The 20110-nt window shown below is 63.1% G+C and carries 15 protein-coding genes, 1 tRNA gene and 1 pseudogene; 10 read left to right on the forward strand and 7 right to left on the reverse strand.

The annotated features are described in order from the left end of the window. Positions 1–109: 109 nt before the first annotated feature. Positions 110–613, forward strand: a pseudogene (locus tag DIZ22_RS09945) (transposase); the annotation flags it as partial. Between the two features lie 632 nt (positions 614–1245). Here DIZ22_RS09945 and DIZ22_RS09955 read toward each other — a convergent pair. Further along, on the reverse strand, positions 1246–1698 hold the full coding sequence (locus tag DIZ22_RS09955) for a DUF6265 family protein (protein ID WP_048937272.1): 453 nt from the start codon (positions 1696–1698) through the stop codon (positions 1246–1248). Positions 1699–1799: 101 nt separating this feature from the next. Here DIZ22_RS09955 and DIZ22_RS09960 point away from each other — a divergent pair, with 101 nt between their 5' ends. The 4 genes from DIZ22_RS09960 (at position 1800) to DIZ22_RS09975 (ending at position 4489) form a co-directional block, all read left to right on the forward strand. Beyond that, complete coding sequence (locus tag DIZ22_RS09960) at positions 1800–2792, forward strand: agmatine deiminase family protein (RefSeq protein ID WP_048937273.1); 993 nt, start codon at positions 1800–1802, stop codon at positions 2790–2792. Positions 2793–2881: 89 nt separating this feature from the next. Then, a complete protein-coding gene (locus DIZ22_RS09965; RefSeq protein ID WP_048937274.1) occupies positions 2882–3214 on the forward strand; it encodes a DUF2501 domain-containing protein in 333 nt (110 codons plus the stop codon). A gap of 68 nt (positions 3215–3282) precedes the next feature. Next, positions 3283–4131 (forward strand): N-carbamoylputrescine amidase, encoded by an 849-nt coding sequence (gene aguB, locus DIZ22_RS09970; RefSeq protein WP_004211973.1) that lies wholly within the window; start codon positions 3283–3285, stop codon positions 4129–4131. A gap of 31 nt (positions 4132–4162) precedes the next feature. Beyond that, complete coding sequence (locus tag DIZ22_RS09975) at positions 4163–4489, forward strand: YnfA family protein (RefSeq protein ID WP_037507824.1); 327 nt, start codon at positions 4163–4165, stop codon at positions 4487–4489. A gap of 100 nt (positions 4490–4589) precedes the next feature. Here the strand turns inward: DIZ22_RS09975 and DIZ22_RS09980 are convergent, their stop codons facing one another. After that, positions 4590–5255, reverse strand: a complete 666-nt coding sequence (locus DIZ22_RS09980) for a uracil-DNA glycosylase (protein WP_048937275.1) — start codon at positions 5253–5255, stop codon at positions 4590–4592. Positions 5256–5278: 23 nt separating this feature from the next. Here DIZ22_RS09980 and folK point away from each other — a divergent pair, with 23 nt between their 5' ends. The 3 genes from folK (at position 5279) to DIZ22_RS09995 (ending at position 7238) form a co-directional block, all read left to right on the forward strand. Next, on the forward strand, positions 5279–5788 hold the full coding sequence (folK, locus tag DIZ22_RS09985) for a 2-amino-4-hydroxy-6-hydroxymethyldihydropteridine diphosphokinase (RefSeq protein WP_048937276.1): 510 nt from the start codon (positions 5279–5281) through the stop codon (positions 5786–5788). A 41-nt stretch (positions 5789–5829) separates the two neighbouring features. Further along, positions 5830–5905: transfer RNA gene (locus DIZ22_RS09990), tRNA-Lys, on the forward strand. A gap of 220 nt (positions 5906–6125) precedes the next feature. Next, positions 6126–7238 (forward strand): DNA cytosine methyltransferase, encoded by a 1113-nt coding sequence (locus DIZ22_RS09995; RefSeq protein ID WP_199909702.1) that lies wholly within the window; start codon positions 6126–6128, stop codon positions 7236–7238. Here the strand turns inward: DIZ22_RS09995 and DIZ22_RS10000 are convergent. The 3 genes from DIZ22_RS10000 to DIZ22_RS10010 form a co-directional block, all read right to left on the reverse strand. Next, the gene (locus tag DIZ22_RS10000; RefSeq protein WP_164488877.1) at positions 7235–8002 is read right to left on the reverse strand and encodes a hypothetical protein; all 768 of its coding nucleotides are present in this window, start codon (positions 8000–8002) and stop codon (positions 7235–7237) included. The two genes, DIZ22_RS09995 and DIZ22_RS10000, sit on opposite strands and share 4 nt — an antisense overlap. 128 nt (positions 8003–8130) lie before the next feature. Next, positions 8131–8550 (reverse strand): helix-turn-helix transcriptional regulator, encoded by a 420-nt coding sequence (locus DIZ22_RS10005; RefSeq protein ID WP_199909701.1) that lies wholly within the window; start codon positions 8548–8550, stop codon positions 8131–8133. Between the two features lie 497 nt (positions 8551–9047). Then, positions 9048–12128 carry a TonB-dependent receptor gene (locus DIZ22_RS10010; RefSeq protein WP_234415747.1) on the reverse strand — a complete coding sequence of 1027 codons (3081 nt, stop codon included), beginning with the start codon at positions 12126–12128 and terminating at the stop codon, positions 9048–9050. Positions 12129–12321: 193 nt separating this feature from the next. On the opposite strand from DIZ22_RS10010, the gene DIZ22_RS10015 reads away from it, so the two are divergent. Both DIZ22_RS10015 and DIZ22_RS10020 read left to right on the forward strand, forming a co-directional pair. Beyond that, the gene (locus tag DIZ22_RS10015; protein ID WP_276309029.1) at positions 12322–14241 is read left to right on the forward strand and encodes a rhamnogalacturonan lyase; all 1920 of its coding nucleotides are present in this window, start codon (positions 12322–12324) and stop codon (positions 14239–14241) included. Positions 14242–14384: 143 nt separating this feature from the next. Beyond that, complete coding sequence (locus DIZ22_RS10020) at positions 14385–17480, forward strand: DUF4982 domain-containing protein (protein ID WP_048937281.1); 3096 nt, start codon at positions 14385–14387, stop codon at positions 17478–17480. Between the two features lie 239 nt (positions 17481–17719). Here the strand turns inward: DIZ22_RS10020 and DIZ22_RS10025 are convergent, their stop codons facing one another. Continuing rightward, on the reverse strand, positions 17720–19345 hold the full coding sequence (locus DIZ22_RS10025; protein WP_048937282.1) for a GMC family oxidoreductase: 1626 nt from the start codon (positions 19343–19345) through the stop codon (positions 17720–17722). Next, on the reverse strand, positions 19346–20110 hold the full coding sequence (locus DIZ22_RS10030; protein WP_004211880.1) for a hypothetical protein: 765 nt from the start codon (positions 20108–20110) through the stop codon (positions 19346–19348).

Genomic DNA, 20110 nt, shown 5'->3' on the forward strand with positions numbered 1-20110 from the left:
GCGGCTTTGATCTTTGCCTGCTCGGCTGCAAAGCCCCTGCCCCTCCCCCCCGCCCCCGAAAGGTCCCTCGTTCTGATGTAGAGTTTTCCCGCGATTAAGCAGCAGGCGCATGAGGAAGAGCCGTTTCACCGAAGCGCAGATCGTCGGGATGATCAAGGAGCAGGAAGCAGGGCTTCCGAGGGTGGAGGTTTATCACAAGCATAGGCTGAGCACGGCGAGCATTTACAAGTTGAAGGCGAAGTACGGCGGCATGAAGGTTTCCGATGCCCATCGGTTGCGGCGATTGGAGGACGAGAACAGCAAGCTGAAGCTGCTCCTGGCCGATAGCATGCTGGACAACGCGATCCTGAAGGACCTGGTGGGCAAATGCTGACGACGCCGAGCCTGCGTGCTGATTGGCGTCGATCCCAAGACGGCCAGGCGCGAACACCCGCCGGACCACGGAACTATCCGCGAAGCCATGCGGGAGATCGCAGGGCAGCGCCGTCGGTTCGGCTATCGCCGGATCGGCGTCATGCTGAAGCGCAAGGGCATGAGCATGAACTGCAAGAAGCTCTACCGGCCATATCGGGAGGAAGGCTTGTCCGTACGCCGACGACGCGGCCGCAAGCGCGTCGAGCCTTCGTGCAGGACGATAGCATCATGCTCGACGCGCCTGTGCAGGCGTCCGGGCCATCGTATTTAACCGCTGGACTCTCGTTATGATCGAGGGACTGCCGGGGGAGGGGTAGGTCACCCCCCTTTTTGAAGTCTGCGAACGCATATTCGTTCTGAGCATGGTGACGTGGGCGTGCCTTCAGTTTGACATAGCCCAGCTTCTTCAACTCCCGCCACACAGTCGTTTCCTTAAGGGACACACCACACTCGTCATAGAGCCTAGGAGAACGTCAGAGGCGTTCCGTCGAAGGAAAACCATGTACTAGGGGCGATCGACATTCAGATGATGACGTGACGAAAATGGTGGTTTTCCGTGCCCCGAAGCGCAGCGTACTTAAAGTACGTGAGCACCGGAATCACGGAAAACCGCCATTTGCAGGCCGTCGGGGCTGAATGTCGATTGGCCCTAGGTGAGGTCGAGTTCGACCGAGCGGACCACGAGTAAGAACAGCGATGACAGTCAACGCGGCCGTTGCGGTTACCAAGATAAATTCGCCTCGCTTGATCATGCCATTCTTTTAGCGAATGCAGGAAGCGCCGCGATCAAGAGGTGCCAGTGAGCTTCTCTACGCCCAAAAATGCTCCCCCTCACTGCCCCGCCGGGGCATAGGTCCAGTTCTGGGCGTTGCTGCCGTCCATCATCGCGGTTTCGGCCATCAGCAGACGGCCTTCGCGCCAGTAGCGGATGCGCTGGGGATAATCATGGTCGGGATTGGCGAAGCTGATGTCGCGCACGCCCTGTTCCAGCACGGGGAAGATCGTCTCCTTGCCGCCCTCCGGCGCCGCATGCAGCGTCAGCGTTCCGTCCGCCGCCCGCACGACCCGCATCACCTCCCAGCTTTGCAGGCTTTCGCCCCGCCCGCTGCGGCCCATGCCGATCATCACCCCGCCGCGCGGCAGCGACCACAGCTCCTCGGTCCAGCGGTCGCCCCGTTCCTGCTGCCATTCGCCGGTCAGCCATTCGGGCAGGTCCGCCGCCTGCGCCAGCGGCGCCGCGCCCAGCATCAGCGCCGCCAGCATGATCGATCCGCTCTTCTTCACCCGCTACACCCTCTGTCCAGACCCGCGACCCTGCGCTATGGAGCGCGCAACATCTCTCCCGCTATCTCGGACCGGCCAGCGCGCCGGGCAAGGACAAATCTATGACTTTTCGCATGCCTGCCGAATGGGCGCCGCACGACTGGACCTGGATCGGCTTTCCGACCAACCCGGACGAATGGCCCGGCGCCTTTGACGGCGCGCGTCGCCAGATCGCCGATTTCGCCAGTGCGCTCCACGCCGATGGCAAGGGCGAGGAGGTGCGGCTGGTCGTCGCCAATGAGGCGGATGCCGACGCTGCGCGTGCCCTGGTCGCGCCGGGCGTCACCATCGCCGTCCACAATCTGGGCGACGTATGGCTGCGCGACACCGCGCCGATCGCCGTGCTGAACGGCGTGACCGGGGAGCGCGCGCTGGTCGATTTCGGCTTCAACGGCTGGGGCGGCAAATATCAGATGCCCGGTGACGAGGATATTGGCGCGCGCCTGGCCGCAACCACCGGCATGGCGACCTCCACCCAGAATTGGGTGTTCGAGGGCGGCGCGATCGACACCGACGGCACCGGCCTGTTCGTCACAACCGAACAATGCCTGCTCAACCCCAACCGCAACCCGGATCTGGATCGCGGCAAGATCGAGACGCTGCTGGCCGGCGCGCTGGGCCTGTCCGACATGCTGTGGCTGGGCGATGGCCTGCTCAACGACCATACCGACGGCCATGTCGACAATCTCGCCCGCTTCGTCGCGCCGGGCAAGCTGGCGCTGCCGATCGCGACCACGCCGGACGATCCCAACACGGCCATCTATGCCGACGCCCGCGCCCGCGCCAAGGCGCATGGCGTGGAGGTGGTCGACATCCCCTCGCCCGGCCTGGTGCTGGTCGATGGCGAAGCGATCCCGGCCAGCTACATGAATTTCTATGTCGGCAACGCCGCCGTCATCGTCCCCATCTATGGCCAGCCCAATGATCAGGCGGCGCTCGACGCCTTCGCGCCCTTCTTTCCGGGGCGCCAGATCATCGGCCTGCGCAGCGACGCGATCCTGTCGGGCGGCGGCAGCTTCCACTGCTGCAGCCAGCAAATGCCCTCGCTGGTCTAGGGGTTAGTCCCCCGTTGCGGGGATGCGCATGCGGGCGCAATTTCCGGGCCGGGCGACGCAGCATCGCCCGGCTTCAGGAGCATTGCCCCATGTTTCGTCCGATCGTTGCCACTTCACTGATCCTGCTGGGCGCGAGCGCCGGCACCGCCCAATTGCCCAGCATCATCGGCATGGGCGCCGACAATGCCGCAGGCGTGCTGGGCTATTGCGTCAAGAACCGGCTCGTTGATGCGACCAGCGCCAATGCCGTGCTGGACAAACTGAACAAGAAACCGGGCGTGAAGGGCTCGGGCGCCTTCAAGTCCGGCGAGACCGGCATCATTCATGCCGGCAAGAAGGACATTTCGCTCGACAGCCTGAAGGGCGATGCCAAGGGCAAGATGTGCTCCATGGTGCTCAAGCAATCGGCTTCCCTGCTATAGGCGCTTCCCGGTAGCGCGGCGGCGCCATAGCCCCTATATCGCGCGGCGAACCCATCATGGAGTGATGAATGACCCGCGTGACCGTCGCCGCCCTGCAGCTCGCCTTTTCGGACGACATGGCCGACAATATCGCCATGGTCGCCGATCATGTGACCAAGGCCGCCGCCCGCGGCGCGAAGATCATCCTGCCGCCCGAACTGTTCGAGGGCCATTATTTCTGCCGGCAAGAGGACGAAGCCCTGTTCGACCGCGCCCAGCCGACCGACCAGCACCCCGCCGTGCAGGAAATGCGCAAGCTGGCCAAGGATCTGGGCGTCTATATCCCGACCAGCTATTTCGAACGGGATGGCCATCATTATTACAACTCGCTCGCCATGATCGATGATGAGGGCGAGATCATGGGGGTCTATCGCAAGAGCCACATCCCCGACGGTCCGGGCTATGAGGAAAAATATTATTTCCGCCCCGGCAATACCGGCTTCAAGGTGTGGCCGACCAAATATGGCACCGTGGGCGTCGGCATCTGCTGGGACCAATGGTATCCCGAAACCGCCCGTTGCATGGCGCTGATGGGCGCGGAAATGCTGTTCTACCCGACCGCGATCGGCTCCGAACCCTATGATGCGGAGTTGGACACCAGCCGGATGTGGCGCCGCGCGATGATCGGCCATGCGGTCAGCAACTGCATGCCGGTGATCGCCGCCAACCGCATCGGCGAGGAAGAGGGCCAGAAATTCTATGGCCACAGCTTCATCAGCGACGAATGGGGCGATTTCCTCGCAGAGTCCGACGCCAAGGACAATGGCGCGCTGGTCGCCACGCTGGACCTTGCCAAGGCGAAGATCCACCGCGCCGGCATGGGCTTCTTCCGCGACCGCCGCCCCGAACTTTACGGCCGCATCGCGCAGGATATCTGATGGCGCGCCGCAACCCGGCCCGGATCGGCTGATGCAGTCGATCCTGGTCTATATCGCCGCCGCCCTGGCCGAGATCGCCGGTTGCTTCGCCTTCTGGGCCTGGCTGCGGATGGACAAGTCGATGCTGTGGCTGATCCCCGGCACGGGGTCGCTGCTGCTCTTCGCCTGGCTGCTGACCCTGGTCGACGCGGCGGCGGCCGGGCGCGCCTATGCGGCCTATGGCGGCGTCTATATCAGTTCGGCGCTGCTCTGGCTCTGGCTGGTGGAGGGCGTGCGGCCGGACCGCTGGGACATGGCCGGCGTGGCGCTCAGCCTGGTCGGCGCGGGCGTCATCCTGTTCGGCCCGCACCGCGCCTAGAGGATGATCCGTTCATACTGAATCGGATCATCCTCTGTTTGCCTTTTTGTTTTCCGCATTTTCCGAGCCGGCAGATGATGCCATCTGCTTCGAAAATGCTCTAATTGGCGGACGTCAGCCCTGCCAGTTCGACCGCCCGCGCAAACACCGCCTCGAACATCTCCGCCGTCAGCCGGTTGGTATTCTGGTTGTAGCGCGAACAATGATAGCTATCGATCAGCATCCGCCCGTCAGGCATGCGATGCTCCGCGCCATGGGCAAAACGGGCCTTGGGCAGCTTGCCGCCAAGCACCTTCACTGCCGACTGATGCGCGATCTCGCCCAGCGCGATGAAGGTCCGCGCGCGCGGCAGTTGCGCCACGCCATCGGCCAGGAAGGGCCGACAGGCATGCACTTCGGCCGGCACCGGCTTGTTCTGCGGCGGCAGGCAGCGGACCGAATTGATGATGATTGCGTCGCGCAGTTCCAGCCCGTCATCGACCCGCGCCTCATAATTGCCCTGCGCCAGCCCGAACTTCTTGAGCGTCGCGAAGAACAGCTCGCCCGCGACATCGCCGGTAAAGGGCCGACCCGTTCGGTTCGCGCCCTGCTTGCCCGGCGCCAGGCCGATGATGCCGATCCGCGCCATCGGGTCGCCAAAGGCGGGCACCGGCGCGTTCCACCAGTCGGGATGTTCCGCCCGGCATTCCGCGCGCAGCGCGACCAGGCGGGGGCAGAGCGGACAGTCGCGGGGCGGTTCACTTGATAGGGGGCTTTGCAGGATCATGGCGCTCAGATAGGCGCTGCACCATGCCGGACACAAGCCGCCACCTTTATGCCCTCTCGATCGGGTCAAACCGGCCGCTCTCGGCCCGGCTGACGCCGCCGCGCCTGCTGGCAGAAGCGGTGCGCCGGATCGGCGCGTTGGGCGATGTGGTCGCCCTGTCGCCGACGATCGAGACGCCACCGCTCGGCCCCTCGCGCCGCCGCTTCGCCAACGCCGCGCTGCTGGTCGCCAGCGCGCTGCCCCCGCCCGTCCTGCTGGCCGCGCTGCAGGGCATCGAGACCGGCCTTGGCCGCCGCCGTTTCCAGCGCTGGGGCGCGCGTCGGCTCGACATCGACATCATCCTCTGGTCGGGCGGACGCTGGTGCAGCCGGGACCTCATCATCCCCCACCCCGCCTTTGCCCAGCGCGACTTCGTCCTGCGCCCGCTCAGTGCCATCGCACCCGACTGGAAATGCCCGCCTTCCGGGCAGAGCGTGCGGCATCTGCATGCGCTTTTGCGAAAAGCGTCCTATCATCGTGCCACAAGAGGTTGACCAGCCGCCCGCACGCCACTAGTGCGAGCGGTCTCGACAGGGGGTCCATAGCTCAGTCGGTAGAGCAACTGACTTTTAATCAGTAGGTCGCTGGTTCGAACCCAGCTGGACTCACCATTTTAACCCTTATAAAACATCATCTTGATGGCACTTATGCCGCCGTAGCGCGCGACATCTTCCATCTGAGTACCCAATAGGCACCGAAAAAGTCGGAGCAATGGGATGCATCATTCGTGTCTGTTGTGATAATTTTCCATCAACGGCGCTTTCATCGTTCCCGAATTGTTCGCCTTCGGTATAGATGGTGGAAGCTTACCGCCGTTTGTGAGGTAGGGAATTGAAGTTCGTTGATCTGTTTTCGTGCGGTGGCGGAATATCCACTGGATTTGCCCGCACGGGGCGCTTCACGCCGATCGGTGCCGTGGACCTTGAGGTAGCTAAGCCCAGCCATCCAGTCGGCGCGACTGCCTGCAACGATACCTACGAGGCGAACCTAGGGCTCCGGCCCCTCTCTGCTGACCTTGCGGTTATTTCTCCTGAAGACGTCGCCGCCCACTTTGGGTTTAAGCCGAACGATGTTGACCTGCTCATTTCCTGTGCGCCCTGTACTGGCTTCAGCCAGAAGCAATCGCGCAACCATGCCCGCGATGATTCCCGCAACCACCTCGTCGAGCGCACGGCTGTCTATGCGGAGGCGTGGAAGCCGAAATATGTGGTGGTCGAGAACGTCAAGGAATTGCTTCGTGGACGACACAAACACCACTATCAGGGCCTTCATCGTCGGTTGACAGAACTTGGGTACGACGTCTTTGCCGAGGTGCACGATCTCAAACATCTGGGCCTTCCGCAGAGTCGTATTCGCTCCCTGATCGTTGCAAAATTGGGCGGTCGCTTCGAGTGGCACGTTCCGGAACGGCAATCGTTCGCGACTGTAAGGGACGCAATCGGCCACCTGCCTGCCGTTCAGGCGGGAGAGCAGCACCCTGACGACCCGATGCATGTGTCTCCTCGTATGACGGATGGGTCCATGGCGCGGATGCAGGCCATCCCGAAGGATGGGGGGAGTTGGACCGACATTCCAGAGAAACTGGCTCATTTGCGCATTCCGAGCATGAACTCGAAAAAGCCTGGGTCATTCCCCGACATTTACGGTAGGCTTGCATGGGACCGGCAGGCGCCGACGGTGACCCGCGAGTGCAGCCACCCCGGCAACGGCCGCTACTCTCATCCCGAGCAGGACAGGCTCCTTACAGTGAGGGAGATGGCTCTAATCCAAGGCTTCCCTGCCGATTACCAGTTCAAGGGAAGCTTGTCGTTCAAGTACCGACAGATCGGAGATGCTGTGCCGCCGGTGGTGGCGGGCCAGATAGCACGCGCAATCCTTGCTGACATCGATGGGGAATTGGAGGCGACTTCACAGGCTAGCGGTCAGTTGTCTCTATCTGTCTAACCGGGACGGCCTAGCTCCCACCACGCATGCAGCGGGCATAGTTCCGTATCTAAGCCTGAGATTGTGATTTTCTCGACACTGCCGTCAAGGACAAGCCTGAACGCTTTTCGGCCGTTCAATCTGACTTCTGCGCTAGTACCACCGGCTTTTGTAATCTTCCCAAAATCTTTTGCCTCCAGGTTTGCCACCGCAGCCAAGACATCTTTCGGGATTTCCCGAAGATCATAACGGACCCGTTCCTCGTTGCCGTAGCTCCGAAGCATGAAAATTCGCTCATATTCTTGGAGATGCGAGAGAATGGGTTCTTTCACCTGTTCGGGAGCATCTTCAGGACCGTTCAGGTCTCTAATCCACCGGGCCTCCATCAACTTTGAAATCGTGATCGACTTGGGATTTAAGCCCTTGGCGGCTTCAGTTTTAAGCGAGAAAAAGCGAGCATCGACTTCAAGATCAGCGCCTCGGTGGACCATGCTATCCGTTCGCTTCGCATCATGGCCGGTGCGTTTAAAGGATTGTTCGAGTATGTGTTCGAAGTTCTCCTTTTTCAGTGCCACTCCGCTTGATGCATGATGCGCGGCAAGACGAGTAGAAAAATATTCGAATGCATCTTCATCGAGAAAATCATTACGGATGTGCTCGCTAATTTGCTCCTCCGCAAATTTGGCAATGATGTCCGTAAGGACTTCAACTTGGATGGGGGAAAGTGATCGAAGGGCATTGACTGCCTGCTCAATATCTTGCCGTTTTGCATTCTCGTCTGGCATGAATTTTCCAAATTATTGAGTTCAGGAAACTATTGTGAGCCAGAGCCTGTCGGTCAAGGTCCGCACGAGCGTATTCCAGGGCTTCTCTTCCAGGCTAACGTCAGAGTTTGATTGAGACAGACGGCCACTTAGCCCACTGTGCCTTGATCCAGCAGTGCGCTCGGGTGGCAACCGAGAACAGCTGCTAATCTGCCGACGATGGCGCCAGATGGGTTGCTGCGGCCCGCCTCGATGCCGCGCAGATAGGTCTTCAGAGCCCGCGCCAACGTTATGCCTGTCTCGGCCGGCCCCTCCGTCGGGTCTACGCCGGATTGTATCTGCGACATCAACGTCTTCGCCCGGTTACGAGCTTCGCGCAATCCGATCCGGTCGCAGCGGTCGATCTTGACCCGCACCGTCCTGACGTGACGCACGTCGCCCTGAACGGCATAGCAGCGCGCTGTCTTGTGGCATATGACCATCAGGCCTTTGACCTGCTCGTCCCGGAAGATTCCGGAGGCGAGAGGCAGGTCCCTGATGCGGGCTTCGGTGAGATTGCGTATGACCAAGCGACATTCCTTTTCAAGCACAGCGCCGAGCACCGAACGGCCGCTATCCTTCACTGCCGTCGACTGACGCCGAATGACTGAATGTCGCGGTTTTACGTGCCCGCGAGCCGCCCGATGACCATAATTGACCTCGAATGGCGCGATGTAGCGGGGCTTTCAATCAGTAGGTCGCTGGCTCGAACCCAGCTGCCCCCCCCAACATCGCGACAGCAACCGATCCCTGTGTATCCTTGCCGATCAAGCGCGCGCATCCACGCCATTTCTGCGCACGGCGCACAACTGTCGTGCCGACAAACGACAGGACAGGACGCGCCCGGATGATATCGAGCGGGCGACGCGCCCGCTGCCAATATCCGGGGCGCACACCGCGGTTTTCGAAAAGCGGGCGCGTCACCTTCCCATGACCCGACCTGCCCCGTCGCGCCCACCCGCAAAAGAAAACGCGGCCCCGGAACATGCCCGGAACCGCGTCTTTGCCCTTCCCCAAGGGAATGGGATCAGAACTTGCCCTGGATACCGACGAAGAAGCGCTGACCGGGATAGGCCATCTCCACCGGCATATCGCTGTTGATATAGAGTTTGGTGGATTCCTTGGTCAGGTTCTGCGCTTCCAGGAAGACACTGAAATGATATTGCGGGAAGCGCAGCGTGATCTTGCCGTCCAGATAGCCTTCACCCTTGCGATAGAGCGGGTTATTGCCGTTATTGGCATCAATCACCGTCTGCATCCACTTGGAGCGATAATTGTAGCTCAGGCGGAAATTGAGCCAATCCTTGTCGTAGAAGAAGCTGGCATTATAAGTATATTTCGACATGCCGGGATATTCTTTGAGTTCCGCCCCGGTCGCACTGTTGGTGAGGTTGGTCCGCAACGCCCGCGAATAGCTGAAATTCGCGCTAGCCCCGAAACCATCGAACGGCTTGGGCAGGAAGGTGAAGGCAGTCTGCGCATTCGCCTCGATGCCGTCGAGCAGCGCACCAAAGCCATTGACCGGCTGGCGCACCGTATAGCTGGAGCCGTCGTTGAACAGGTCCACGCCGCTGCGGGTCACATTGGGAATGACGAAGCTGGATTCATATTTCTTCCAATAGCCCAGGCTCAGCATCGTGTCGGCGTTGGGATACCAGGCCAGGTTCACTTCCCACTGGTCTGCGCGATAGGGCTTGAGCGCCGGATTACCCGCTGTGCAGGTATCGTCCGTGCCCGTGATGGTGATGTCATCCAAGCAATTGATGTTGGGCACCAGGTCGGTCGGGCGCGGTCGCGCCAAATTCTTGGCCCAGTTGGCCCGCAGGAACAGGTCGCGCGCCAGTTCCAGATTGGCGTTGAAGGCCGGCATGATGTCCGTGTAACTGTTGCTGATCGTCACCGATTGCGCCGCCAGCACGACCGTTTCCGTGCCGCCCGTCGGGGTGAAGCGGGTCACACGGCTGACATTGGTGCCGGTCCCTTCATCCTTGGTATGCATCCAGCGCACGCCGGCATTGCCGGTCAGGCGCATGCCGAAAATCTGGGTATCGATATCCGCCATGACATAACCCGCCAGCACGGTTTCGTCGATCTTGGCGCTGGGCACCTGCGGGAAACCATCGGCGAAGCGGACCAGATCATGATCGAAGCCCGAAAGATCGTAGAATTTCCCCAGTTCCTCGGCATCGAAATTGGGGAAGGCGAGCCCCGTGGGCAGGCCAGCCGGCGCGCCCTTCAGGCCGGAAAAGAGCGGCGCGCCACCCGTGGTGCCGCCAATCGCGCCGATCAGCGCGGTATATTGGGCGGGCGTCATATACCAGGTATTGCCGTTGCGCGTCTGGGTCGGATTGGCAACGATATTGGTAGTGTAGGAGACATTCGCCGACGACTGATAGGTCATCGTCGTCGGATTCAGCAGGACCGAACCACCACCCTGATAGTTCAGGAATTTTTGTTTGCGCCCCTGGGCACCAAATTCGATCTTGCTGACGATCGGGTGATCAATTTCCCAATCGACGTCGATCTTGAACTGATCTTCGGTATTGTTGAACTCACCCGGACGATATTGCAGGCCGGGGCCATAGACCGGCAGCACCTGGCCATTGGCGCCGGTGCGGGTGAAGTCGGCATAGACCGCCGGATCGGCCGGGTCGAAATTGGATGGGAAGCTGAAGACCGGCAGCCCCTGGTCATTGTTGCGGTCGATGGTGATGCCCGACACGCTGGTGCCCAGCGAAATGAGGTTGGTCTGCTGATCGGTATGGGCGGTCGCATGCGATCCCATCACGTCGATCTTCAACCGGCTATTGGGTTCCCAGGTAAAGCCGCCCGAGAAATATTTGCTGTCCTGGTCATAATCGAAGTCGCGGCGCTGCACGCCGATGATGTTCGCCGCACCATTCCAGTTGGGGTTGGTTGCGGTGCCGATGTTGACGGCGTCAAGCGCGGTGGTGAGGCCGGTGACGACATGGTTCCCGTTGACCGTCGAAGTGCCCAGTTGGACCCGGCGACGCGACGTGCCGCCGCCCGCGCCGGCTGCCAGCTGCGGATCGAGGTTGAAGCGCTCGATGCGGCCCAAATCCACCGAATAGTTGGTGTCCTGCAGCTTCTGGTTGCGAAGATTGACCTGGCCGTTGACATAGGCGCGGAAATTGGGCGCCACCTGATATTGCAATGTGACATCGGCCGAGATGCGCTTGTCATTACGCACCAATTGGCGATAGCGCGGCACGGTCGGCGCCCAGTCGAAGAACTGGGTTTCGCACGCCAGCCGGTTGGCGGTGGCGGCCCCGGTGGTCGCACCACCGACGCCAGCGCAGCTCTCATATGTATTATAGTTGCTGTAGAGCGGGTTAGCGACCGTCTTCTCGGTCGAATGATCGAAATCGGCCAGCCGCTGCCAATTAGTGTTGCTGATATAATCCTGGCGTGTGTCGACGTCGCTATAGGTAGCGTTGACCAGGATGCCCAGGCCATCGATCAGGAATTTGGGCGCACCGGCAAAGAAGGTCAGGCGCGGCTTCCAGCTTTCCGTAAGATCCAGATGCTGGCCCGACGCGACCATCGAGATCAGTGGATCCTTCAGTTCCAGCGGTTTGCGCGTTTCGACGCGCACCGTGCCGCCAATGCCGCCTTCGGTCAGGTCGACAGCATAGCCCTTGTAGACGTCGATCGACTTGACCAGTTCGGCCGCGATTTCGCGGAAGTCGCCGGCGCGCGAACCGAGCGCGCTGACCTGGCTGACACCGTTGATCTCGACGCGGTTGAGGTCGGGCTCGACGCCACGGATCGAAATCTGGTTGCCCTCGCCAAATTCGCGGCTCAGCTGGACGCCGGTGATGCGGGCGAGCGAGTCACCGATATTCTTGTCGGGGAAGCTGGCGATATCATCGGCGACGATCGAGTCGACGACGGTGTTCGCTTCCTTCTTGCGGTTGATCGCCGATTGCAGCGAGGCACGGGTGCCGACGACGACGATATCGGCGGCCGAAACGGCGCCTTCCTTCTTTTCGCCTTCGTCATTTGTCTGAGCAATGGCTGAAGCCGACATCAGCATGACGCCCGCCATGGCGAGGGCAGAGGCGCCCTTCAGCGTCCGGCGAACCATTGCGATGTTTGAAAAATTTCGTGCACTTTCAGTGGTATGCTCGCGCATAGCCGATCCCCTCTCTCCCAGAACACCCATGACCGACTCCGTTTCCCCACGGTCGTCGAATCAGTTTCTAGACGGAGAGTTACTGAACCTATATGTGGGATGCAATTCTAATATTTGGATCAGTAGTGATCCAGAGGGGAGATTGATGCAAATGCGCACCACTATTCGGGCCTTTACCATGATGCTCGGGCTGGCGACTTCGACCATGGCACTAGCAACTGGCCCCACCGCCCGAATAGCGGCCGAACGACTTGATCGTGGCGCGGTAGCGCTACCAACACAAGGCGGCGGCATGCTTATTACATGGCGTCTACTGACCGATGATCCCGCCACCATCCGCTTCCGCCTGCTGCGCGACGGCAAGCCGATCCATGACAGCCGCGTCGGCGAAGCCACCGCCTTCGTCGACAGGAAGGGCAGCACGACCAGCCGCTATGCGGTGCAGCGGATCGGCGACAAGGGCGCCCCCTCCCCCGCCATGATGTGGGACAAATCCTATCTCTCCATCCCCCTCACGCCCCCCGCCGACGGCGTCACCCCGGCCGGCGAGTCGTTCAGCTACACCGCCAATGATGCCAGCGCGGCCGATCTGGACGGCGACGGCCGTTACGAGATCATCCTGAAATGGGATCCGACCAACAGCCATGACAATAGCCAGGGCGGCTATAGCGGCTCGGTCTTCCTCGACGCCTATCGGCTCGACGGCACGCGGCTATGGCGCATCGACCTTGGCCGCAACATCCGCGCCGGCGCCCATTATACCCAGTTCCTGGCCTTCGACTTCGATGGCGACGGTCGCGCCGAAGTGGCGATGAAGACCGCCGACGGCACGATCGACGGCATCGGCACGGTGATCGGCGACGCGAAGGCCGACTGGCGCGGCCATGATGGCGAAGTGCCGCAGCGCGACCGCACCGGCGCCAAAGTCCTTGCCGATGGCACCAAGGTCGCGCCGATGCAGGGCCGCATCGTCAAGGGGCCGGAATATCTGACCGTCTTCGACGGCCTCACTGGCAAGGCACTGGCCACCGCCCCCTATGATCCGCCGCGCTATCCCGGCGGCAATCCCACGACCGAGCAGCTGACCGAAAGCTGGGGCGATGGCTATGCCAACCGGTCCGACCGGTTCCTGGCCGGTGTCGCCTATCTCGACGGCCATCTGCCCTCGATGGTCTTTGGTCGCGGCTATTATGCCCGCACCGCGATCGCCGCCTGGGACTGGCGCGACGGCAAGCTGACCCAGCGCTGGCTGTTCGACAGCAGCCAGCCGGGCAAGGGCGACTATGCCGGGCGCGGCAATCACCAGCTTTCGATCGCCGATGTCGATGGCGACGGCCGCGACGAGGTGATCTACGGCTCGATGGCGGTCGACGACGATGGCAAGGGGCTGTGGACCCAGCCGCTCTTCCACGGCGACACCATGCATGTCAGCGATCTCGACCCCGCCCGCCCCGGCCTCGAAAAATTCGGTGTGTTCGAGGATCAGCGCCAGAATGGCATGATCGGCTCCGCCCTTCTCGACGCGCGCACCGGCCAGATGCTCTGGTCCACCCCGGCCGAAAAGGATACCGGCCGCGGCGTCGCCGCCGATATCGATCCGCGCCACTGGGGCGCCGAGTTCTGGAATTCCAGTTCGGCCGAACTGTTCGACGTCGCCGGCAAGCCGATCGGCCCGCGCCCGCGCCAGATGAACTTCGCCATCTGGTGGGATGGCGACCTGCTGCGCGAACTGCTCGACAAGACGACCATTTCCAAATGGGACTGGGAAAATGGCAAGGAAATCCCCCTGCTCTCGCCCGAGGGCCTGTCGTCCAACAACGGCACCAAGGCGACACCAGCGCTGCAGGCGGACCTGATCGGCGACTGGCGCGAGGAAGTGGTATGGCGCAGCGCCGACAATCGCGAACTGCGCATCTACACCACCCCCTATCCGACCACGCACCGCTTCGTCACGCTGATGCAGGATCCGGTCTATCGCCTCGGCGTCGCCTGGCAGAACACCGCCTATAACCAGCCGCCGCACACCAGCTTCTATCTGGGCGCCGGCAAGCAGGGCGAACGCTGACCCTCGATCGGGTGGGCGGCGCCACACACGCCCCACCTGACTGACCAATATATGGATCACATATCCATTTTTAGGGATATCTATTGACCCCTCGCCCGGCATCGCCCAAAGTGGCCTGACCAATATTCGGAGAGGGCAAGGGCATGAAGCGGAAATCGGCTGTCGGCGCGCGGGTGCGTCAGTTGCGGGGTGGCCTGGCCCTGCTGGCGCTGGCGCCGCTCCTGCCCGCGCTCCCCGCCGCCGCCCATGACGCCTCCACCGTCACCGCCTCGCCGCGCCAGACCTATAATCTCAATCCCGGCTGGCTGATGACCACCGGCGATCAGGCCGGCGCACAGCAGCCCGGCTTTGACGACAAGGGATGGCAGAACGTCACCCTGCCCAACGCCTTCAACGAGACGCAGGCCTTCGCCCGCGATATCAAGGCGCTGTCCACCGGCATCATCTGGTATCGCAAGCACATCACCCTCCCCGCCGATGCGGCGCGCGGCAAGGCCTTCCTGGAATTTGAAGGCGTGCGCCAGGCCGCCGAAATCTGGGTCAATGGCCGCTCGGTCGCGCTGTCCGAACATGGCGTGATGGCCTTCGGCGCCGACATTACCGCCGCACTCAAGCCCGGCGACAATGTCATTGCCGTGCGCGTCGACAATGACTGGAAATACAAGGAACGCGCCACTGGCAGCGGCTTCCAGTGGAACAATGACAATTTCAACGTCAATTATGGCGGCATTACCAAGAATGTCCGGCTCCACCTGACCGGGCCAGTCTATCAGACGCTGCCGCTCTATTCGACGCTCGGCACCACCGGCCAATATGTCTGGGCCGATGGTTTCGACATCGCCGGCCGCCGCGCCAATATCCATGCCGAAAGCCAGGTCCGCAACGACAGCGCCGCCGCTCGCGCCCTGTCGCTGCGCGTCGAAATCCGCGATCCCGCCGGCCGCCGCGTCGCCCGGTTCGACAGCGCCGCCACCTCGATCGCGCCCGGCCAGAGCGCTACCCTCGCCGCCGCCGCGCCGGTCGCCGACCTCCATTATTGGAGCTGGGGCTATGGCTATCTCTACACCGTCACGACCAGCCTGATGGACAAGGGCAAGGTGATCGACAGCGTCGACACGAAGACCGGCTTCCGCCAGACCCGCTTCGGCGATGGCAAGGTCGACCTCAACGGCCGCACCATCATGGTCCATGGCTATGCCCAGCGCACCTCCAACGAATGGCCCGCCGTCGGCACCTCCATCCCGCCCTGGATCAGCGACTTTTCCAACGCGCTGATGGTGGAGAGCGGCGGCAATCTGGTCCGCTGGATGCACGTCACCCCGTCAAAGCAGGACATCGAATCCGCCGACCGCGTCGGCCTGATGCAGGCGATGCCGGCGGGCGACGCCGAAAGCGACGTCACCGGCCGCCGCTGGGACCAGCGCAAGGAAGTGATGCGCGACGCGATCATCTATAATCGCAACAATCCCTCGATCCTCTTCTACGAAAGCGGGAACGAGAATATCAGCGAAGCGCATATGGCGGAGATGAAGGCGATCCGCGACCTCTACGATCCCCATGGCGGCCGCGCCATCGGATCGCGCGAAATGCTGGACAGCAAAGTCGCCGAATATGGCGGCGAGATGATGTATATCAACAAGAGCGCGAAGCATCCGATGTGGTCGATGGAATATAGCCGCGACGAAGCCGCCCGCGCCTATCAGGACAATTTCACCCCGCCCTTCCACAAGGATGCGCCCGCCTATAATCGCAACCAGGACAGCCACGCCATCGAGGATGTGAAGCGCTGGAACGACTATTATGTCATGCGGCCGGGCACCGGCACCCGCGTCAGTTCCGGCGGCGTCAACATCATCTGGTCGGACAGCAACACCCATTATCGCGGCGACAATAATTACCGCCGCTCGGGTGAGGTCGACGCCGTGCGCATCCCCAAGCAGGGCTTTTTCGCGCATCAGGTGATGTGGAACGACTGGGTCGACAGCGTCACTCCCGCTACCCACATTATCGGCCACTGGAACTACGCCCCCGGCACGGTCAAGGACATGGCCGTCGTGTCCAATGGGAATAGCGTCGAACTGTTCCTCAACGGCCGCTCGCTCGGCAAGGGCCAGCGCAGCGACAGCTTCCTCTTCAGCTGGAAGGCTATCGCCTTCGCCCCCGGCACGCTGCGCGCCGTCGCCACCCACGCCGATGGCAAGACGTCGGAATATAGCCTCTCCACCACCGGCCCGGCGGTCGCGCTCAAACTCACCCCCCATGTCTCGCCGCGCGGCTTCGTCATGGACGGTGCCGACATCGCGCTGGTCGATGTCGAGGCGGTCGATGCGCAGGGCCGCCGCGTGCCGGTGGACGCCAGCAAGGTCCATTTCGATCTCAAGGGGCCGGCGCTCTGGCGCGGCGGCATTGCCCAGGGCGACAGTCAGGGCAAGGTCCGCGCCGGCCAGACCGAAGGTGAAGCGGTGGTAACCAAGGCGCATGGCGCGGACGGCACCACCTCCTATGCCGGCACCGCGCGCGAGGAGGATAATTATATCCTCTCACCCGACCTGCCGCTGGAGGGCGGGGTTAACCGCGTCCTGATCCGCGCGGGCACCAAGGCCGGCATCGTATCGCTCACCGCGACCGCGCCGGGCCTCAAGGCCGCCAGCCTGTCGATCCAGACCAAGCTGCCCGCCGCCACCAAGGGCGGGCTCTCCACCGATTTCGCCGACGCCTTCCAGCCCGGCAGCCTGGTGCGCGGCCCGACGCCCGCCACTCCCAGCTTCACGCAGCATCGCACAACCTTCGTTGCGCAGGATATCCGCGCCGGGTCAGGACAGGCCGATGCCGGCGCCACCGTCGACGACAATGAACTCACCCGCTGGGCGAGCGACGGCAAGCCGGACAATGGCTGGATCGAATATCGCTTCGCCACGCCGGTGCGCCTCAGCGAAATCGACCTGAAACTGGTCGGCTGGCGCTCGCGCGCCTATCCGCTCGAACTGACGATCGACGGCAAGAGCGTCTGGCGCGGCGAGACCGAACGGCAGCTCGGCTACACCACGCTGCGTTTCCCCGCCACGACCGGCCAGTCATTGCGCATCCGCCAGACCGGCCCGGTGCAGGACAAGGACGCCTTCGGCAAGGTGGTGGAACTGGCCAGCGCCCGCCAGGCCGGCGACACCGGCGCCGACGCCGTCCCGCCCGGCTGGCACCTCGGCATCGTCGAAGCCGAATTCCACGGCCCGGTCGACTGACGCCCTCTGCCCGCAGCACCCACATCCGTTCGTTTCGAGCCTGTCGAGAAACGACCAGAAGCGGACGTTTCCTACTCCCCTCCCTTGCAGGGAGGGGCCGGGGGTGGGTGCGCCGCGTAGCGGCGGTCTACGGTCGATAGGGCAGAAGCTCGCAACCCACCCCAATCCCTCCCTGCAAGGGAGGGGCTATGTCTTGTTCCCACCGCATCGCCGCCATTCGACGAACCTCAAAGCGCGCGCTACGACGCCTTGGCCAGTCCCGGCACCCGTACCGGCTGCGCCACTGGCCGGTTAAGCACGACCGATAGCCGATCGGCCGTGCGCAGCGCCAGCGCGGCGATGGTCAGCGTCGGATTGGCCCAGCTCGACGTCGGGAAGGTCGAAGAGCCCACGACATAGAGATTGGCCTGGCCATGCACGCGCCCGTCGGCATCCACCACGCCTTGGCGCGGGTCGGTCGCCATGCGGGTCGTGCCCATATGATGATAGCCGCCGATCGCGTGGGACGAGATGAGCGGATCGTTGCGCCACAGCTCGCCCGGCTCGTCCAGCCAGTCGGCGCGCTCGACCCGGCCCATGCCCAGCCGTTTGAGTTCACGGCCCAGGCCATCGACCAATCCCGTCACGCTATGCTTGTCGATCGCCGACAGCCGCCAGTCCAGCGCCACGCGCGGCACGCCCAGCGCGTCGCGCTCCTTCGTCAGCAGCACCCGGCTATCGGGATTGGGCGCCTGTTCGGCCCGCACCAGCAGCGCGATTTCCAGCTTGCGCGCCTTGTGCAACAGCCAGGGGCGGAGCGGATCGACATGGCGCTGGGCCCAGGTCGCCGCCTTCTTCGTCATCATCCACATCCGCCGGCCACTGCGGGTCGGCGACATGTCATGCTTGAGCGAACCATAGGCGCGCATGCCCCAGAATTGCGACGCCCGCGCCGGTTGCCGCCCGACGATGGTGAGCGAGCTGTTGAGCAGCCCCTCGCGCCGCTGCAGATCGGCAGAGGGCGTGATGAGCGCTGCCATGTCATGGCCGCCGATCCGGTGCCGCCGGCCGAAGGCCTTGAGCAGTGGCCAGGCCTTGGCATCGACGATCCGCCCGCCGCGCGCATGGGGATGTTCCATGAAGTTGCGGCCGACCTGGTCGCGCTCATTGCCGATGTTCGACGCCAGCAGCAGCCGGGCATTCTCGATCCCGCCCGCCGCCAGCACGAAGGCGCGCGCCTCGACATGCAGATGCGCGCCGGCCAGCGCCTTCGCCTCGATCCGGCTGATCGCGCCATCCTTCGTAACGATCCGCGTGACGCTGGCATGGGTGATGATCTCGCAGCGCGGATGATCGCGCAGATCCTGGCACGCGTCGAAGGTGAAGCGGTTGAAGCGCGGATCGAAATTCCACACCGGCATGTGCAGTTCCGACCGATCGAACCCCGGCAGCGGCACGCCATGGGCGCTCAGCGCGTCGGCACTGGCCGGCTCGTCGCCAATCTCGAATATGCCGCGCGCCTGGCCATAATAGTCCTGCAGTTCGTTCCAGGACAGCGGCCAGCCTGATCCCGCCACCCAGTCGCGGCGCTGGAGGTCGATCGGGTCCAACGTAGCACAGCGCCCGCCCCAGATCGCCGTCGTGCCGCCAAAGAAGCGCAGCCGCGCATCGTCCAGATCATAATAGGCCTGGCCGACATTCTTGCCGGCGTTGAGGTCGGCGGTTTCCCGCTCATAGTCCAGCCCGCCGCTTTCCAGCAGCAGCACCTGATGCCCGGCCGCCAGCAGCCGGCGCGCGGTGGTGATGCCGGCCGCGCCCGCGCCGATGACGCAGACATCTGCCTGCCGGCGCAGCGCGCCGGTCTGTTGCGAGAGATCAATGCTCATTCATGCGTCCTGATTATTGGCCAGATCGGCCGCGTGCTTCTGCAGGAAATCCTGGGATTCCACGCCGGTCAGCACATAGACGGTGCCCTTGCGGGCCCAGTAGGCGATGGTCTCGCCGTCGACGACCTGGGTGCGCGGCGTTTCCGGCAGGCCGGTGACAGCCCGCGCCGCGAACAGCGATACCGGCGCCTTTTCGCCCGCATCGATCACCAGTTGCAGGCTCGGCCCATAGTCCGACGGGAAGAGCTGCACATCCAGCACCCGCCAGCCCGCCGGCAGTACCGGCACGTTGATATGGGTGGCCGACCGGACATCGGCCGGGTCGAAATGCGGGATTTCGGGCTGCGACTTCATGTGCGACCGCACCAGCGCGGTCTTGTGCGACATCAAGGCCTCCTCGATGAACACCGGCATCGCCTGCGCCGTCGGCGCCACGCCCATGTTCAGCTTGCCCACGCCCAGCGCCACCGCGGCAACGATGCCCGCCGCCATCGCCAGCCCGCCGCTCAACCGGCGAAACAGGCGGCTGCGGTGCAGCGCGCCTTCCACCTTGCGGGCGCTGTCATGCAAGCGTTGCGGCACCGGCTGCTCGTCGCGCTCCGCCAGTGCCCGCATCGCGTCGCGCACCGACAGATCGGCCAGCACGCGCGCGGCCACATCGGGATTGCGCACCAGATAATCGGCCACTTCCAGCCGCCCCATGGCGTCGAGCTGGTCGTCGACATAGGCGTGCAGTTCGCATTCGGTGATGGTGAGTTCCGCCAT

This window comes from Sphingobium sp. LF-16, assembly GCF_003711185.1.
GTDB lineage: Bacteria > Pseudomonadota > Alphaproteobacteria > Sphingomonadales > Sphingomonadaceae > Sphingobium > Sphingobium yanoikuyae_A.

What these genes read in the sequence shown, in the direction of transcription:
- DIZ22_RS09960 (WP_048937273.1), top strand. Translation starts at nt 1,800, where the DNA reads ATGACTTTTCGCATGCCTGCCGAATGGGCGCCGCACGACTGGACCTGG.
- DIZ22_RS09965 (WP_048937274.1), top strand. Translation starts at nt 2,882, where the DNA reads ATGTTTCGTCCGATCGTTGCCACTTCACTGATCCTGCTGGGCGCGAGC.
- aguB (WP_004211973.1), top strand. Translation starts at nt 3,283, where the DNA reads ATGACCCGCGTGACCGTCGCCGCCCTGCAGCTCGCCTTTTCGGACGAC.
- DIZ22_RS09975 (WP_037507824.1), top strand. Translation starts at nt 4,163, where the DNA reads ATGCAGTCGATCCTGGTCTATATCGCCGCCGCCCTGGCCGAGATCGCC.
- DIZ22_RS09980 (WP_048937275.1), bottom strand. Translation starts at nt 5,255, where the DNA reads ATGATCCTGCAAAGCCCCCTATCAAGTGAACCGCCCCGCGACTGTCCG.
- folK (WP_048937276.1), top strand. Translation starts at nt 5,279, where the DNA reads ATGCCGGACACAAGCCGCCACCTTTATGCCCTCTCGATCGGGTCAAAC.
- DIZ22_RS10000 (WP_164488877.1), bottom strand. Translation starts at nt 8,002, where the DNA reads ATGCCAGACGAGAATGCAAAACGGCAAGATATTGAGCAGGCAGTCAAT.
- DIZ22_RS10010 (WP_234415747.1), bottom strand. Translation starts at nt 12,128, where the DNA reads ATGGTTCGCCGGACGCTGAAGGGCGCCTCTGCCCTCGCCATGGCGGGC.
- DIZ22_RS10015 (WP_276309029.1), top strand. Translation starts at nt 12,322, where the DNA reads ATGCAAATGCGCACCACTATTCGGGCCTTTACCATGATGCTCGGGCTG.
- DIZ22_RS10020 (WP_048937281.1), top strand. Translation starts at nt 14,385, where the DNA reads ATGAAGCGGAAATCGGCTGTCGGCGCGCGGGTGCGTCAGTTGCGGGGT.
- DIZ22_RS10025 (WP_048937282.1), bottom strand. Translation starts at nt 19,345, where the DNA reads ATGAGCATTGATCTCTCGCAACAGACCGGCGCGCTGCGCCGGCAGGCA.
- DIZ22_RS10030 (WP_004211880.1), bottom strand. Translation starts at nt 20,110, where the DNA reads ATGGCGGAACTCACCATCACCGAATGCGAACTGCACGCCTATGTCGAC.